A 15,421-nucleotide genomic window follows, 5' to 3' on the forward strand; every position below is an offset into this window, starting at 1 on the left:
TCTGAGGTAGTGCCTGATCCCTGGTCATCTGCCTCTCCCGGGGCCGAAAGGTGATGGGTGTCCTCGCCACCAACGATGCCACAAACTGGCAATTGCTGGAAGAGGCTGGAATGCCGTAAGATGCTCCCGTGACCTCCTCTGCCGAAGCCCTCGAACGCCGCATCGACGAGCTGCGCGCCGCCGTCCGCAAGGCGGTGACCGCCGGGGAACGGGAGCGCGCCAAGGTGCTGCGCGGTGAGCTGCGCAAGGCCGAGCGGCAGTGGGAGGAGGTGCTCGACGAGCTCGCTGAGCAGCCCGTCGCGGTCCGCCGGCAGACCGGCCCGCTCCTGCCGCTGCGTGAGCAGGTCCACCAGGCGCTGAACCTGCTGGGTGCGCCCGCCGCACCGAAGCTGATCATCGCCGTGCACGAGGCGTTCCACATGGGGGAGATGATCCCGGCCCGGCTCACCAGCCTGCGTCGCGACGAGGAACGGTCCTTCCGCTCGGCGCCGCATTCCCGGCCGTACTATCTCTGCGCTGCCCTGACCGCCGACTTGCTCGCGCCGGCCCGCGGCCTGCTCGCCGTTTCCACCTGGCCGATGGTCACCCGAGTGATCGGGCCGCTGAGCCCGCGCGTTGATTTCCTCACCTCGGCCACCCGCCTGGCCGAACATCTGGACCGGATCCCCGATCCCGGTCCGCAAGCCCGGCGGCTGCTGTGGCGGTTCGCCGCCAACATCCCCGGCGCCGCCGCCAGCGCCGACGCGATGACCGCTGCGGCCGTCGCCGAGGCGGCCGAGGCCGAGCTCGAGATCCACCGGGACGCCGACCGGTCGCACCGCGAAGCGGCCGCGAAGCGGGCCCGCGAGCAGCTCGACGACGTCGAGCAGCTCTTCGGCAGCCGGCTGCGGAGCATCTCCGCGGCCGGCTCTTAACCCCTGATAGCACTTCGTCTTCCGCGAAGGACGACTCGATGGACAACGACACCCAGGACCGGCTGCGCCGTATCCGCGGCGCCGGCGCCGCGAAACGCCACAACGCCCGTACGGTCGCCGCGCTGACCGGTAACCCCGGATGCGCACGCCGCGCCGTGCTCGACGCCGCCGGCGTCGACAAGGACGCCTTGGCGCGCCACGTCGGATTCCCGGCGAAGTTCGGCCAGTCCCAGTTCGCGATCACCCGCGGCAACGCCTTCGAGGCTCAAGTTAAGGCGAACGGATACGCCGAACTGCTCCGCCTGCTGCGCGAGACCTTGGGCCTCGAGATCCAAGAAGTCGGAAGCATCGACCTGGAGGACGTCGGTGGCAACACCGGGCAGGAGGTCCGGCACGCCCGGTCGCGACGGAAGCTCACCAGCGCCGCGGCCGACCCGAATGCTTCTGCCACCTTCTACGACCACCCACTCCTGCGCCTTGATGTCGGCGGGAACGAGGTCTACCTCGAGCCGGATCTGGTCGCCTTCCACCACGACGGTGTTTTTCACGTGGTCGAGATCAAGTCGTTCGCGGTGATCGACGATCAGGCCGATGCCCGGAAGGTCGCCGCTGCGGCCACGCAGTCCGCCGTCTATGTGCTTGCCCTTCGGCGGCTGCTCGGCGACGACAAGGTCGCCGACGAGGTTGTGTTGGTTTGCCCGAAGGACTTCTCGAACCAGCCGGTGGCCACCAAGGTCGACGTCCGAAAGCAGCTCATCGTGCTGAACCATCAGCTGTCCCGGCTCATCCGCATCGAGCGCCTACTCGCGGCGTTGCCGCCGACGCTGACGCTCGACCTCGCGCCGGACGACGACGGCAGACCGAGCCGCCCGGCCGCCGACGTGATATTCGCACTCGGCGAGATCGAGGCGCGTTATGCACCCGACTGCCTCGCCAAATGCGAGATGGCCTTCTTCTGCCGGCACGAGGCTACTGGCTGCACCGCGGCTCTAGGACTTAGCGTGCGCGAGGAGCTCGGCGGTGTGGAGACCGTCGCTGAGGCGCTCGGCCTGGCCGACGGCACCCTGGTGGCGAGCGACGACCAGGCCGAAGCGGCGGCGATGCTCCGCACGACCGCCAAGATCTTCGGCTCGGTGGCGGCATGAGCGCCATCTCCTCGTACGCCAAAGCGCTGGCCGTGGCCGCTGGCAGGGCCATTCCGATCGCAACACGTCGCCATGTCCATCTGTCCGACCGGCCGCTGGTGTTAGTCCCGCTGGCGCTGGCGGGCGAGGCAAATGCGCCGCTGGCCGCGATGATCGGCACTGACCAGCACAACCCGGCCCTGTTGGTCGTGCCCCAGCCGCGGAACCGCGACCTCCGCTTCGACTTCGCCGCCTCGTTGGCCGACGTCGTGCTGGCCTATGTGCGCTCCTGCACTGCGAGGTTCGAGGTGGTCGGCGCGAACAAGGTGTTCCTCGATGCTCCCCAATTGCTGGTTCCGAACGCGGCCGGCCTCGGTTTCGTCAAGCTGCTCGGCCGATCCACCCGCTTCCGGCGCACCCACGGGCCGTTCCCGGTAGCGCACGGGGTGCCGCTGCTAGGCCGGTGGCTGACCTACCTGGGCGAGCGATCCGAGCACCCCGGCTCCTCGACCATGCTCGCGATGACTCAGGCCCTGAACCTGCATTGGGCCAGCGGGCAGAGCGCTGTGGAGGACGCGAACCTGGCCGCACTGCTCGGCTGGATCGACCCGCCCGAGGGAGTCTCCGGGCCGGAGGCCGCGCTTGCGGCCGAGGATCCGCTCGTCTGGCCGCCAGCCGGCCCGTCAACCGACCCCGCCTTCGACAACGAGGTGCTGGCGCCCGCCATCCGGGCGTATGAGAGCGCTGCGCCCGACAGCCCGAAACGGCTGCGCGCGGTGGAAACCCTCGAGCGCGAGCTCCGTGGCCAGTTGGAGCCAACCTGGCGGTTGATGTGGCGCGCTATCGAGGTTCTTCGGCAGTTGCCGGCCGCAGCAACGGTCGAGACTCGCTGGGCAGCGGACCGCCGAGATTTCAGCCGCTACCACGACTACCTCACCACCGATGGCCGTCCGCAGGCCCGTCGGGACGGCGCGGTGGCCGCGGCTCGGCGACTCCAGTCCCTCGAGCGGGAGCAGACGACCTACGACGCCAGCCGAGCCCTGGACGATCCGCTCGTCATGGCGAGCTACCGGGTCAACGGCGAGGCGTTCCAGGGGACCGTCGTTTCGGTCGACCGTGATCGGCGCATCCTGAGTGAGAAGGGCCGCCGGGTCACCCGGCCACTGATCGTGGTCAGCACCGGCGATCCTGTGCATCTGCCGGTCGGCAAGGCGTTACGGGCGCCGGAGCGCATGAAACAGAACGCCCGGATCACCGAAATCGCACGATCGGCTGACGGTGTGCTGGTCAGCCTCGAGCTCGACGGAGGTATGGGCCGGGCGGCGGCTCCCGCGCCGGGCAGCGTGCCCGAGGTTGGCCACGAGATCACCTACACCAGCGTCTACCCTGACGCGATCCGCGCGCCCGACCTGCCGCCGACCGACCAAACACCGTGGACCCACGGCGGACCGCCCCGACCGTACGTACCGACCGATGACGACGCCCAGGAGGCATGGGAATGACCATCGACCCAGCAGCCGAAGCCGAACGCGTTATCGCCGAGATCCTCGCCGACTTCCGATCCGGCCGGCACCGTGGCGTGGTCGTCGATTCCCCACCCGGGGCGGGGAAGTCGACCCTCGTGGTCCGGACCGCGGTCGCGCTCGCCTCGGCCGGCGAGCGGCTGATAATTGTCGCCCAAACCAATGAGCAGGTCGACGACCTGACCACCAACCTCTCCGCCGCCCTGCCAACCGGTCTCATGATCGGACGGCTGGCGAGTTCCACGTACGTGCGGCCCGCGCGCCTCGCGGCTCTGACCAACGTGCTGTTCGACAAGGATCTCGGCAACCTGCTGAGCTGTGAGATCGTCATCGCGACGGCCGCCCGCTGGGCCTACGTGAAGGACCGCTGCTGGCCGTGGGCGATTGTCGACGAGGCCTACCAGATGCGTTCGGACTCCCTGCTCGCCATTGCCCCGCGGTTCGAGCGGGCCCTGTTCGTCGGCGACCCGGGCCAGCTGGATCCATTCTCCGTGGTCGAGAACGACCGTTGGCGCGGGCTCAGCTGGGACCCGATGCAGAGCGCGGTGGCCGGGCTGCTGCGCACTAACCCCGACCTGCCGGTTCATCGGCTGCCCGTCTCGTGGCGGCTGCCCGCGAGCGCCGAAAAGGTCGTGGCCACCGCCTTCTACCCGTACACCGGGTTTCGGACCGGCGCCGAACCGGGAGACCGTGAACTCACCTTTGGCACCCGCGCCTTCGGGCGCTCTGCCCTGGACGCCCTGCTGGCCGAGGCGGCGACCACCGGCTGGGGCTTCTACGAACTGCCCGCGCGACACACCCTTCGGACAGACGCCGAAGCGGTTTCCACGGTCGCCGAGGTGGTTCGGAGATTTCTCGAACGCGGAGCGATCGCGCGGTCGGGGAACGACTCTCGGCCGATCACCGCGCAGCGAATCGCGGTCGGCGCCGCGCATCGCGATCAAGCGGCCGCCCTTCGCGAAGCGCTGTCCGACCTGCCGGACGTCACGGTCGACACGGCGAATCGCTTGCAGGGCCGAGAATACGACCTGACCGTGGTACTGCATCCGTTGTCGGGACGACGCGACGCCACGGCGTTCCATCTCGAGGCCGGACGCCTGTGCGTACTCACTTCCCGCCATCGACAGGCCTGCGTCGTCGTCGGGCGGGCCGGCATCCGGGAACTGCTCGACGCACATCCATCCAGCGAGCCGGTTCATCTACACGAGCCGGTGAAATTCCCGGACGGATGGGCGGCCAACCAGACCGTCATGAATCACCTGTACGCGCACCGCGTCGTGGCCTGACATCTCTTGAAAGGAGCCGGACATGAGGTTCCTGCATACCTCCGACTGGCACATCGGCAAGACCCTGAAGGGCCACAACCGCCTGGCCGAGCAGAGCGCGGTTATGGAGGAGATCGTCGGCGTTGTCCGGCAGTACGAGGTGGATGCCGTCCTCATCGCGGGCGACATCTACGACTCGGCGGCGCCGTCGGCCGAGGCTCAGCAACTTCTCGTCCGGACCTTGCTCGAGATCCGCAATTCCGGGGTGCCGGTGATCGCCATCGCCGGCAACCATGACCACGCTCCGACCTTCGACGCGTACCGACCGCTGATGGGCGAGGTCGGCATCCACCTCGTCGGCACCCCCGGGGCCGGCTCAGACGGAGCGATTGAGATAACCGCCCGCTCGACCGGCGAGTCCGCGGTGATCGCGACGTTGCCCTTCGTCTCCCAGCGCACCGTCATCCGCGCAGCCGAGCTCATCGCCAACACGCCCGTAATGAACTCCATCAGCTACGCCCAACGCGTCGAAGACATGCTGACGGTCTTAGCCCGCGCTTTCCGGCCGGATGCCGTCAACATCCTGATGGCACACCTCACCGTGACCGGAGGCAAGTTCGGCGGCGGTGAGCGCGACTCCCAGTCAGTCTTCGAATATCACGTGCCGGCTAGCGCGTTCCCGGCTGAGGCGCAGTACGTGGCGCTTGGGCATCTGCACCGCAGGCAGGCGATCGGCGCGCCGTGTCCGGTGCACTACAGCGGCTCGCCGATCTCGATCGACTTCGGAGAGCAGGACAATGAGAGTGTCGTGTGCCTGGTGGAGGCGACACCGTCGGCGCCGGCGAAGGTCACCGACATCCCGATCAAAAGCGGTCGCCGGTTGATGACGCTCCGGGGCACACTCGCCGAGATTGAGAGCCGGGCGCGTGGCGCCGGCGATGCGTTCCTCCGCGTTCAGATCAAGGAGCCGGCGCGTGCCGGTCTGCTCGAGGAGGTTCGCGACCTCCTGCCAAACGCTCTCGACATCCGCATTGATCCGGCCTTCGCCGCCCGGAACGCCACCAGTCGGCCGGCGAGCAGCGGCATCGAGCGCACCCCGACGGAATTGTTCGCCGAGTACTGCGCCACCAAGAACATGGACGACCCACGGCTGGCGGCACTCTTCGCGCGCCTGCACGACGCAACCTCCGAGTCATAAGGGGCAAGTGATGCGGCCAGTGCTTCTGGAGATGACAGGCTTCGGATCGTTCCGTGAGCCGGCGACGGTCGACTTCAACGACGCGGACTTCTTCGCCCTCGTCGGCCCAACGGGCGCCGGCAAATCAACCGTCATCGACGCGATGACCTTCGCACTGTATGGATCGGTGCCACGCTGGGACGACCGGCGAACCGTCTCGCTGGCGCTGTCACCCGCGGTGAATAGGGGAGTCGTGCGCCTGGTCTTCGACGTGGGTGCCAGCCGGTACGTCGCCGCGCGCGAACTGCGGCGAACCCGGGTGGGCGTCGGCATCCACAGCGGCCGACTCGAGCGGTTGATCGATCCGACCCGGCTCGGGTCCACCGATGACGAGACCGAGTTGATCGCGGCCGATGGTAGGGTGAACGCTGCCGTCGAAGAACTTCTGGGGCTGTCGTTCGATCACTTCTGCTCCTGCGTCGTCCTGCCCCAAGGCGACTTCGCCGAGTTCCTCCACGCCAAGCCAGCCGACCGCCAGAAGATCCTCACGCGCCTGCTCGGAATCGGCATGTACGAAACCATCGGACAGCGCGCCAACGCCGAAGCGGCCGAGGCCAAGCAGCGAGTCGCTTTCCTCGATGAGCAGATCGGCCGCCTCGCCACCGTCACGCCGGAGGCCCTGGGCGAGGCGAACCAACGAGTCCAGCAGCTCACGGCACTGAAAGACCAGGTCGTCACGATCCTGTCCGAACTGGCGACCTCTACAGCAGCGGTCGACGAAGCGCGGCGAAACACCGACCGGATCCGCGAGGAGACGCAACTACTCGGCGGCGTCGCACTCCCGTCCGACCTTGAGATACGCGCCGAGCGTCTGGCCGAAGCGACAGGCGCCGCAGATCGGGCCACCGAGGCCTTCGCCCTGGCCGAGAAGGCTGACGACATCGCGAGGGCGACCTTCGAGACGGCGGCCGCGGAACGGGGTTTCCTCGAGCACGCGAAGCGCAACCACGCCGAGCGCTCACAACTCGAGCAACAGCTACCCGGCGCGGAGAACGATCGCGCGGAGGCGGCTAAGACTCTCGCCGCGGTCACCGCTGAACGCGATCTGGCGATGCAGACGGCGGCCGCTGCCCAAGCGGCGTCAGAGACCGCGAAGGCGGAGGCAAAAGCCGCGCGGGAACGCGTCGAGACGGTCCGGTCCCAGTACGAGAAGCTCAGCAGGCTGTCCGTCCCGACCGGAATAGACGAAATCCAGGAACGCGAGGTCTCCGTCAAGAGTGCGCTGGCGGCCGCCGGCCGACGCCTTGCCGAGGCGGAGGAGGCGGAGTCTGACGCGCGGCGCGATGTTGAGGCGGCACCCGCCCGTAGCGCGCTGGACCAGGCCAAACACCACCACGCCGAGTTGACCAAGCTCGCGGCCGCGGAACCGGACCTGATCACCCGGGCCGACCGGGCGCGAGCGGAGGTCACCGCAAGGCAGGCCGCACTCGACGAAGCGATCCGGGCCGTTGACCAGGCTCGGCTGGCCCGCAATGAAGCCGGGCGCGCCGAAGCCGCGTCGGTACTTCGGCCGCACCTCGTAGCGGGCAAGCCCTGCCCGGTCTGCGAGCATCCGGTGGAGGAGCTGCCGGCACCCCTCGAACATGAAACCGTCGCGGCGACCGAGAAGGCCCTGGCAACCGCCGAACGGCACCGCGACACCGCAGCTCGGCAACACACTGCGGCCCTGGCACAGGAACAGAAAGCCACCGACGCGCTTGCCGCAGCGCGGGAAAAAACAGCCGAGCTCAGGCGAGCGCTCACCGGCGAATGGGCGGACGAGAGCGCCGTTGACGGCGAGCTGAGTCGTCTGGACGGCCTGAACGCCAGACTCAAGAATGCCGGCGTAACGCTCCGCAAGGCTCGGGCTGCTCACGAAACGGCCAGCCATGCGGTGGCGGCGCTTGCGAAGACGTACGCGGAGGCGCGGACAGCACTGACCGCCGCTCGGGATCCACTTGTCTCGCTCGGCGCGCCGCCCGTGGACGGCCTCGACCTAGCGGACGCCTGGCACACCTTGGCGAGCTGGTCCGGTCAGATGGCCGGAGCCGACGCCAAACTCCTGCAACAAGCCGAAGCCGAGGAGCGCAAAGCCGACGCCGAGTCGTCGTCGATGGCGGCCCGTCTGAAGCAAGCGCACGGGGAGGTCGAACGCCTGGACACGGCCAGCATGGCCGCGGAGCGTTCGGATCGAGAAACCGAACTGGCGCTTCGCACGAAGAATGACCGCCTGAGGAATCTGGCGGAAGCCCTCGCCGCGGCGCCGAGCAGTGCCGAGGTCGCGGCCGAGCTGGCTCGGATCGACCAGCTAGAGGCCGAAGCCAAGGTCGCACAAGGGGAACTGAAGAAGGCCCGTGCCGGCCGCGACTCGGCTATTCAAGCACTCGCCTCCTTGAAAGCTCAGGAGCAGACGGCCTGGAAGGACCTTCGAGCGGCACGGGACTTGCTCGTTCCGCTCGGGGCCCCGCCGATCCGGGAGGAGGACCTGCGGACCGCCTGGGCCGAGATCGTCGGCTGGGCCGAGCAGGAAGTCAGCAGGCGGAAGGTGACGTTCGCAACCGCCCAGGCTGCTCTCGCGGCGGCGGAGCACCACCGTGGCGAGAAGGAACTGGCGCTTGGTCAGGCCCTCGGGCAGGTGGGAATCGCCATCTCTCCTGCCTCCGCAGCGGACACGGTCTCCGCCGCCGTCGCTGCCGAGCTTGAGCGGGCGCGCGCCCACGTCCAGAGCATCGAGGCGCAATTGTCGCAGCTGGCCGACCTGCGCTCCAGCCGAACGAAGTCGCACGAGGAGCATGCCGTCGCCAGCACGCTGGGCGGCCTACTGCGGTCGAACGAGTTTCCCCGCTGGCTCGTGGCATCGGCTCTTGACGTCTTGGTCCAGGACGCCTCGGCGAGCCTCGCCGAACTGTCCGGTGGCCAGTTCAACCTCGCGCATGAGAACGGCGAGTTCGTGGTGATCGACCACAACAACGCCGACCTGCCTCGGCCAGTGAAAACCCTCTCCGGTGGCGAGACGTTCCAGGCGAGCTTGGCGCTGGCGCTCGCACTCTCGGCGCAGATCACCACGTTGGCCGCGGCCGGCTCCGCCCGGCTGGACTCGATCTTCCTGGACGAGGGATTCGGAACGCTCGACGAGGTGACCCTGGAGACAGTCGCCAGCACGCTGGAGAACCTCGCCAGCCAGGGCAATCGCATGGTCGGAGTAGTCACCCACGTAAGCGTCCTGGCCGACCGTGTCCCCGTGAAGTTCCGAGTAAGCCGCGATCAGTTCGGCTCAGCCATCATGAAGGACAGCCTTTGAACAGTTGGAGGGCCTCAACCGGGCCAAGATCGTAGTCGTGGTTGTCGAGGTGCTCACCGAGCAGCCCCGCCTACGTCGACGGTCCGGTACGGGTCATCCGCACGGACATCTACGACCTGGACCGCGACGGCGACGGAATCGCCTGCGACAACTAAGAGCCTGGTAAATAAGGGTTTCAGGTGTTTTGGTGGCGGGCGAGGCGGCGGGTCATGACGATGATCATGGCCCATTGGACCATCGCGGCGTGGTGGTCGGGTAGCCGTTCGTAGTCGCGGACGGTGCGTCGGCACCGGTTGATCCAGGAGAATGTGCGCTCGACCGCCCATCTGCGGTGCAGCACGACGAAGGTGGTCTGCCCGGCGAGCTTGGCCACGATGTGCACGGTCAGGGCGAGGTGAGTGGCGGCCCAGTCGACGAGTTTGCCGGCGTAGCCGCTGTCGGCCCAGGTCAGGCCGATGGTGGGGAAGCATGTGCGTAGTGCCCACAGCAGCGGTTTGGCGGCGTCGCGGTCCTGCACGTTCGCGCCGGTGACCAGGACGACGAGGAGCAGTCCGCAGGTGTCGACGGCGATGTGGCGTTTCCGGCCGTTCATCTTCTTGCCGGCGTCGTAGCCGCGGCTGGGCCGGCCGACGGTCTCCGCGCCCCGTACCGACTGGGAGTCGACCAGCGCGGCCGACGGCTGTCGGTGACGCCCCTCGACGTGCTCGCGGACCTGTTCACGCAGGCTGTTGTGCATGCGGTTCAACGTGCCGTCGCGGGTCCAGGTCTTGAAGTAGTGGTAGACGAGCTTGTGGTGCGGGAAGTCGGCAGGCAGCGCGTCCCATTGGCAGCCTGTCCGGTCGAGGTAGCGGATCGCGTCCACGACGTCGCGGCGGGGGTACGTGATTGGCCGGCCGCGCCCGGTCCCGGCCGGCACGTGCGGAGCCAGGACCTGCCATTCGGCATCCGAGGTGTCGGACGGATAGTGCCGTGGCCGGGCGGTGGGCAGGTGATCGTCAACGATAGCCGGGGTGGCGGATGCGGCGACGCCGGCGACAAGGTATACAGACAGGGTTGGGCCTTCGGTCGTGCTGGTTTAGTCGCCTTTGCTCGTACCGAAGGCCCTTCCCCATGTCACGCCGCCACGCCGGCGCCGTCACGATTGTCGATCTTCGCCAGGACCGGCGACCGCCCGAACCCCTTATTTACCAGGCTCTAAGACCGACCTGCTCACTCACCGCTATCCGGCACAGGACACGGCGGTGCAGCGCGACCGGCGCAGCCAGTGCAGATCTTCGGCTGCGGGGCCGCGCTGCGCCGCCAGGTGAGCAACACGCCCCGGTCGAACCTCGGGTCCGCAGGTCCCACCGTACCGCCCACCGTCAGCGCGCAGCCGCAGCAGCTTCAGGACCGGCAACAACGTCGGCGCTCACCTCGGACGGCTAGCCTCGCTTACCGTGTTCGAAGCGGGCAGAACGAGCAGGGGCAAGGACTTCCCTAATCGAAGGGTAGGGGTGCAGACAGGACTCGTCGCCCGAGATGGTGACCGTCTTGCACAGTTCCTCCATGAGGAACAACCGGGTGAATGAATCCACTTGGTCTGGTCGAAAGAGCACGCCGCGCTCGACGGCCACCAGCACCCACTCGGGGTCGTCCGACTCTCCGCCAGAGGTGAAGAAGGCTGAGCCACGGATGGTCACGCGACCGGCCCTGGTAAAGGCTGTGAAAGTGGTCGCCTCACCGGGTGCACACCGATCTACGGCAAAGGAGAACTACAGATGCCTGGCATCATGCCCGCACGACGCACGGTCGAGGTCGACGCAGATGTGTACGACGTGCTGGAGCGGACCGCCGCCAGCCGAAACACCGACATCAACGGCGCGCTGCGCTACCTGATCGAGGTACCGAAGATCCCGGCGGCGCGACCCGCCACCGATGACGAAGAGTGACGGAGAAAAGGTGTGGGCTGTGTCAAGGATCTTGGACAGTGCCTCGTGGGTTTGCTGGTCAGGCTGCGATGCGGGTCTGGGATTCGGTGAGGGCTTCGGCTGGGGTGCGGTAGTCGAGCGCTGAGTGCAGGCGCTGGCGGTTGTAGAAGATTTCGATGTATTCGGCGACGGCGAAGCTGGCGCGGGCGCGGGTGTCGAAGCGTCGCCGGTGGTACATCTCGTTTTTGAGGGTGGCGAAGAACGATTCCGCGGCGGCGTTGTCCCAGCAGACGCCGGTGCGTCCGACGCTGGTGCGTATCTTGTTGGCGGTGCAGAACCGGGCGAACTCGGCCGAGGTGTATTGGGCGGATTCAACTGGTCGTCGCAACACCTTGTCGGAGAGGTGAAGCGATGGCGTATGGGCTGGGGCAGAAGCGGGTTCGGGAGTATCGGGGTCAGATTCCTTCGCCGGGACGGCCGACGGTGGCGTGGCGTGAGGACCGGGTCAGGTTCTGGGCTGCGATCAGTCGCGGTGTGATGACCGAGGACGCGGCCGCGGCGGCGGGCGTGTCCTCGCCGGTCGGGTTCCGGTGGTTCCGGCACGCTGGCGGCGTGAATCCTGCGTTGCCGCCGAGGGTGTCGGGCCGCTATCTGTCGTTCAGCGAGCGCGAAGACATCGCTCTGTCGCGGGCGCAAGGCATGGGCGTCCGCGAGATCGCACGCCAGCTCGGCCGGGACCCGTCGACGATCTCGCGGGAGTTGCGGCGCAACGCCTCGACCAGGACGTACCGCCTGGATTACAAGGCTTCGACTGCGCAGTGGCATGCTGAGCGTCGAGCCCGCCGGCCGAAGACCGCGAAGCTGCTGGCCAATGAGCGGCTTCGAGAGTACGTCCAGCAACGGCTTGCGGGTGCGATCCGGACAGCGGGCGGCCGACTGGTCGCTGGGCCGCAGGGCCCGCAGTGGAAGGGCCGCAACAAGCCTCACCGTGGTGATCGGGCATGGACTATCGGATGGAGCCCGGAGCAGATCTCCCGCAGGCTCAGGGCCGAGTTCCCGGAGGATGAGTCGATGCGCATCAGCCACGAGGCGATCTACCAGGCGCTCTACGTCCAGAGCCGCGGCGCCCTCAAGCGCGAACTCGTCACCTGCTTGCGGACCGGGCGGGCGCTTCGCGTTCCCCGGGCACGCGCGAAGCAACGCGCGTGGGCGCACGTCACCAGCGACACGCTGATCAGTGAACGTCCCGCTGAAGTCGCGGACCGTGCCGTGCCCGGGCACTGGGAAGGGGATCTGATCATCGGTTTGCAGCGTTCCGCGATCGGGACACTGGTCGAGCGGACGACGAGGTTCACGATGCTGATCCACCTGCCTCGTGAGGACGGCTGGGGTGTGATCCCGCGGACGAAGAACGGGCCGGCTCTCGCCGGCTATGGGGCGATCACGATGAGCAAAGCCCTCGCCGCGACAATCACCCAACTGCCCGAGCAGCTCCGCAGATCGCTGACGTGGGACCGCGGCAAGGAGTTGTCTGCGCACGCACGCTTCACGGTCGAAACCGGCGTCCCGGTGTTCTTCGCCGACCCCCACAGCCCCTGGCAACGCGGCACCAACGAGAACACCAACGGGCTGCTGCGGCAGTACTTCCCGAAAGGCACCGACCTGTCCAGATGGAGCGCCGACGAGATCAACGCCGTCGCCCACGCCCTCAACAGCCGACCCCGGAAAACCCTCGACTGGAAGACCCCAGCCGAAGCCCTCGACGAACACCTACGATCGCTCCAACAACCCAGTGTTGCGACGACCGATTGAATCCGCCTTGACAGCCGCGATCGCTGTGGAACACGGCGCCGGGGCGTAGATGTCCGTGTCGTTTCGCCATGGCGAGGGCGTCGATGACGAGGCTGGCGCGCATGTGGTCGGCGGTCTGCCAGCCGACGACCATGCGGGTGGCCAGGTCGATGACGGTGGCCAGATACAGCCAGCCCTGCCCGGTGCGCAGGTAGGTGATGTCGCCGACGAGCCGGGTGCCGGGCTGGACGGCGGTGAACTCGCGGGCGATCAGGTCGGGGCTGGAGACCGGCTGCTGGCCGGGCACGGTGGTGCGCTTGTAGGCGCGTGGCTGGCAGGCCTGCAAGCCGAGTTCACGCATCAGGTCGGCGACCAGCCCGACGCTGCAGGCGATGCCCTCGCGGTTGAGCGCCGCGGTCACCCGCCGGCACCCGTAGGTGCCCCGCGAGGCGTCGAACACCCGCCGTACCTGCTCGGCCAGCTGCCGCCGGCGGGCCGTGGTCGCGGTCTCGGCCCGGTTACGCCAGGCGTAGAACGTCGAGCGGGGCACGCGCAGCATCCGGCACATCCACGCGACCGGGTAGGTGGCCTTCTCCGCGTCGATCAGCGCGCACCGCACCGCTACGGGTGCGTCCGGGCGAAGAAGGCCGCGGCTTTTTTTAGAAACTCGTTTTCCATCCGCAGCCGGCGGATTTCTTCTTCCATCTCCTTCACGCGGGCACGCTCCGTGGGGTTGACGGGCTGGTCCGGCTCCGGGTGCTCACGGCGCCACGCGTTCACCCAGTTGCCCAGGGTGCCGTCATGGATTCCGAGTTCACGAGCGACCACGGCGATCGGTTTCCCGGTCTCGATCACCATCTGCACGGCCTCGGCCTTGAACTGCGGACTGAACCGACGACGCTGCTCGGGCATGGACTCATCCTCTCAAGTCGGAGGACATGTCCAAGATCCTTGGTACACCTCAGTGCAGCCGCTGCCGGTCCTCCGACCGACAGCGCGCAGTACCACGTCCTGACCCTGGCCAATCGCCGGCGCCTACTCGTCTCCGTCGCCTTCGTCAGCCAGATTCTCCAGGCTCAGCGTGCTTGGTGCGACCGTGATAGCGAACTCACCGGTAATCCGGCCACGGATTCCGTCAGCGGTTGCGGACCAGGTAGCAGTCAACGTCGTACCTGGCTTCTCGTGTACGAGAAGCGGCACCAGTTCCAGTGTCTTCGTTTCCTCGGCGCGCAACTCGAAGTCGTCGTACTCGATGGTGACCGAGCCGGTGTCTCGCACGGTGTATGAGGGGCCTGGGCTGGGGTAAACGGGCGAGGGGATGTACGACCCGAAGTTGAAGCCACTGAGTTGGATGGGGCTGCGGAACGTGGGGGTGCCGAAGGGCTTGGGGGCACGCGGAACGTTCGGGCGATCATCCTCCAGGGCCTCGACCAACTCCTCGGAGTAACTCTTCACTTGCCCTGAGACGTGCACCTCAAGCCGAACGCCGACGAAGCCGACATCGGTGGGGTTGGTCACCGTCACATTAAGCGAGGCCGGCTCGTGCCGGAGCAGATCCCAAGCTCCGCGATGTACCAGAGCCTCTTCTGCGTCGTGGAGGAATTGCTCCACCTCCTCGGCGTACTGCTCCTCGGTGCGGCTATCGGGAACTTGCTGCCCTAGCAGCCCGCCGCGTGCCCCCACAAGATCAATGCCGGGCTCACGCCGTCCGGAGTGGTAGCGCGCGGCGAGAAGACCAGGCCGGCGCTCATCCACCCATCGGCTCACCGTGCCCTGGATGTCGGCCGCCTCCTCAACAGTCGAGGGGATCGCCGCCACGAACAGCTGCAGACTTGGGGTTCGTTGGAGCAGCCTGGCCTGGAGCTTGTCGAAGTCGTCGGGGTTCGCCGGGTCGGTACGACCGGTGTGACGGACAAAGATCGTGGCCGGTTTGAACTTTTCGGTCTGCTTGCGAAGGATGTGAATGGGGTCGCCGGGCTGCGGCGGATCCACGATCACGACAAGGACCTGTTTCCCGTCGACCGCGATGTACTCCGGCGTCCAGCTGATGGCGGTGCCGACATAGGAGCGCACCTTGCCGACCAGCTTCTCCGGGTCCATAGTCGCCACACCATTGATCGACCCGGGCTCGACCCCGACGAGAAGGTAGCCGTACCCGCCCGCCCGTCGCCCGGCGGCAGCCGGCTCACGGTTGGCCAGCCCGATGATGGCCTTGACGACCTGCTCCAGCCCAGCCGACGTGTTGAGGTCGAGGGTCGACTTCCATTCGATCCAGAGATGCTCGTCGTCCGGGTCAGCGAGACTCACAGCCCGAACGAGGTCGGTGAGGTGGCTCGGGCGCAGCAGCGGCGCGGAGGTGTCGATCGGCAGAACCACGCGA

12 protein-coding genes and 1 pseudogene are annotated in these 15,421 nt (G+C 67.6%); 8 read left to right on the forward strand and 5 right to left on the reverse strand.

The annotated features are described in order from the left end of the window. Positions 1 to 128 precede the first annotated feature (128 nt). Genes GA0070624_RS16065 through GA0070624_RS16090 form a run of 6 tightly spaced genes read left to right on the forward strand, consistent with a single transcriptional unit; the run spans position 129 to position 9,343 of the window. The gene (locus GA0070624_RS16065; protein WP_091341950.1) at positions 129 to 914 is read left to right on the forward strand and encodes a hypothetical protein; all 786 of its coding nucleotides are present in this window, start codon (positions 129 to 131) and stop codon (positions 912 to 914) included. Positions 915 to 952: 38 nt separating this feature from the next. Beyond that, on the forward strand, positions 953 to 2,059 hold the full coding sequence (locus GA0070624_RS16070) for a hypothetical protein (protein WP_091341952.1): 1,107 nt from the start codon (positions 953 to 955) through the stop codon (positions 2,057 to 2,059). Beyond that, the gene (locus tag GA0070624_RS16075) at positions 2,056 to 3,540 is read left to right on the forward strand and encodes a hypothetical protein (protein ID WP_091341955.1); all 1,485 of its coding nucleotides are present in this window, start codon (positions 2,056 to 2,058) and stop codon (positions 3,538 to 3,540) included. Before GA0070624_RS16070 ends, GA0070624_RS16075 begins: the two co-directional genes overlap by 4 nt. Then, positions 3,531 to 4,847, forward strand: coding sequence for an AAA domain-containing protein (locus tag GA0070624_RS16080; protein WP_091341958.1), 1,317 nt, complete (start codon positions 3,531 to 3,533; stop codon positions 4,845 to 4,847). The genes GA0070624_RS16075 and GA0070624_RS16080 overlap by 10 nt, the downstream gene beginning before the upstream one ends. A gap of 22 nt (positions 4,848 to 4,869) precedes the next feature. Then, complete coding sequence (locus GA0070624_RS16085; RefSeq protein ID WP_091341960.1) at positions 4,870 to 6,024, forward strand: exonuclease SbcCD subunit D; 1,155 nt, start codon at positions 4,870 to 4,872, stop codon at positions 6,022 to 6,024. Positions 6,025 to 6,043: 19 nt separating this feature from the next. Then, positions 6,044 to 9,343, forward strand: a complete 3,300-nt coding sequence (locus tag GA0070624_RS16090) for an AAA family ATPase (protein WP_176731716.1) — start codon at positions 6,044 to 6,046, stop codon at positions 9,341 to 9,343. A gap of 175 nt (positions 9,344 to 9,518) precedes the next feature. Here GA0070624_RS16090 and GA0070624_RS16100 read toward each other — a convergent pair whose 3' ends face one another. Then, positions 9,519 to 10,394, reverse strand: coding sequence for an IS5 family transposase (locus GA0070624_RS16100; protein WP_218105385.1), 876 nt, complete (start codon positions 10,392 to 10,394; stop codon positions 9,519 to 9,521). A gap of 706 nt (positions 10,395 to 11,100) precedes the next feature. Between GA0070624_RS16100 and GA0070624_RS34775 the strand changes: the two genes are divergently transcribed. Next, positions 11,101 to 11,271: a hypothetical protein gene (locus GA0070624_RS34775; RefSeq protein WP_176731717.1), complete on the forward strand. Its 171-nt coding sequence runs from the start codon at positions 11,101 to 11,103 to the stop codon at positions 11,269 to 11,271. A 58-nt stretch (positions 11,272 to 11,329) separates the two neighbouring features. On the opposite strand, the pseudogene GA0070624_RS16110 reads toward GA0070624_RS34775, so the two are convergent. Further along, a pseudogene (locus tag GA0070624_RS16110) lies at positions 11,330 to 11,611 on the reverse strand (integrase core domain-containing protein); the annotation flags it as partial. 50 nt (positions 11,612 to 11,661) lie between these two features. On the opposite strand from GA0070624_RS16110, the gene GA0070624_RS16115 reads away from it, so the two are divergent. Continuing rightward, positions 11,662 to 13,062: an IS30 family transposase gene (locus GA0070624_RS16115; RefSeq protein WP_091337528.1), complete on the forward strand. Its 1,401-nt coding sequence runs from the start codon at positions 11,662 to 11,664 to the stop codon at positions 13,060 to 13,062. Here the strand turns inward: GA0070624_RS16115 and GA0070624_RS16120 are convergent. The 3 genes from GA0070624_RS16120 to GA0070624_RS16130 form a co-directional block, all read right to left on the reverse strand. Next, on the reverse strand, positions 12,959 to 13,660 hold the full coding sequence (locus GA0070624_RS16120) for an IS3 family transposase (RefSeq protein WP_091337525.1): 702 nt from the start codon (positions 13,658 to 13,660) through the stop codon (positions 12,959 to 12,961). The genes GA0070624_RS16115 and GA0070624_RS16120 overlap by 104 nt on opposite strands. Positions 13,661 to 13,662: 2 nt before the next feature. After that, the gene (locus tag GA0070624_RS16125) at positions 13,663 to 13,953 is read right to left on the reverse strand and encodes a transposase (RefSeq protein WP_091337523.1); all 291 of its coding nucleotides are present in this window, start codon (positions 13,951 to 13,953) and stop codon (positions 13,663 to 13,665) included. A gap of 123 nt (positions 13,954 to 14,076) precedes the next feature. Further along, positions 14,077 to 15,417 carry an AlbA family DNA-binding domain-containing protein gene (locus GA0070624_RS16130; RefSeq protein ID WP_176731718.1) on the reverse strand — a complete coding sequence of 447 codons (1,341 nt, stop codon included), beginning with the start codon at positions 15,415 to 15,417 and terminating at the stop codon, positions 14,077 to 14,079. Positions 15,418 to 15,421 lie beyond the last annotated feature (4 nt).

It is taken from the genome of Micromonospora rhizosphaerae (genome assembly GCF_900091465.1).
GTDB classification, from domain to species: domain Bacteria; phylum Actinomycetota; class Actinomycetes; order Mycobacteriales; family Micromonosporaceae; genus Micromonospora; species Micromonospora rhizosphaerae.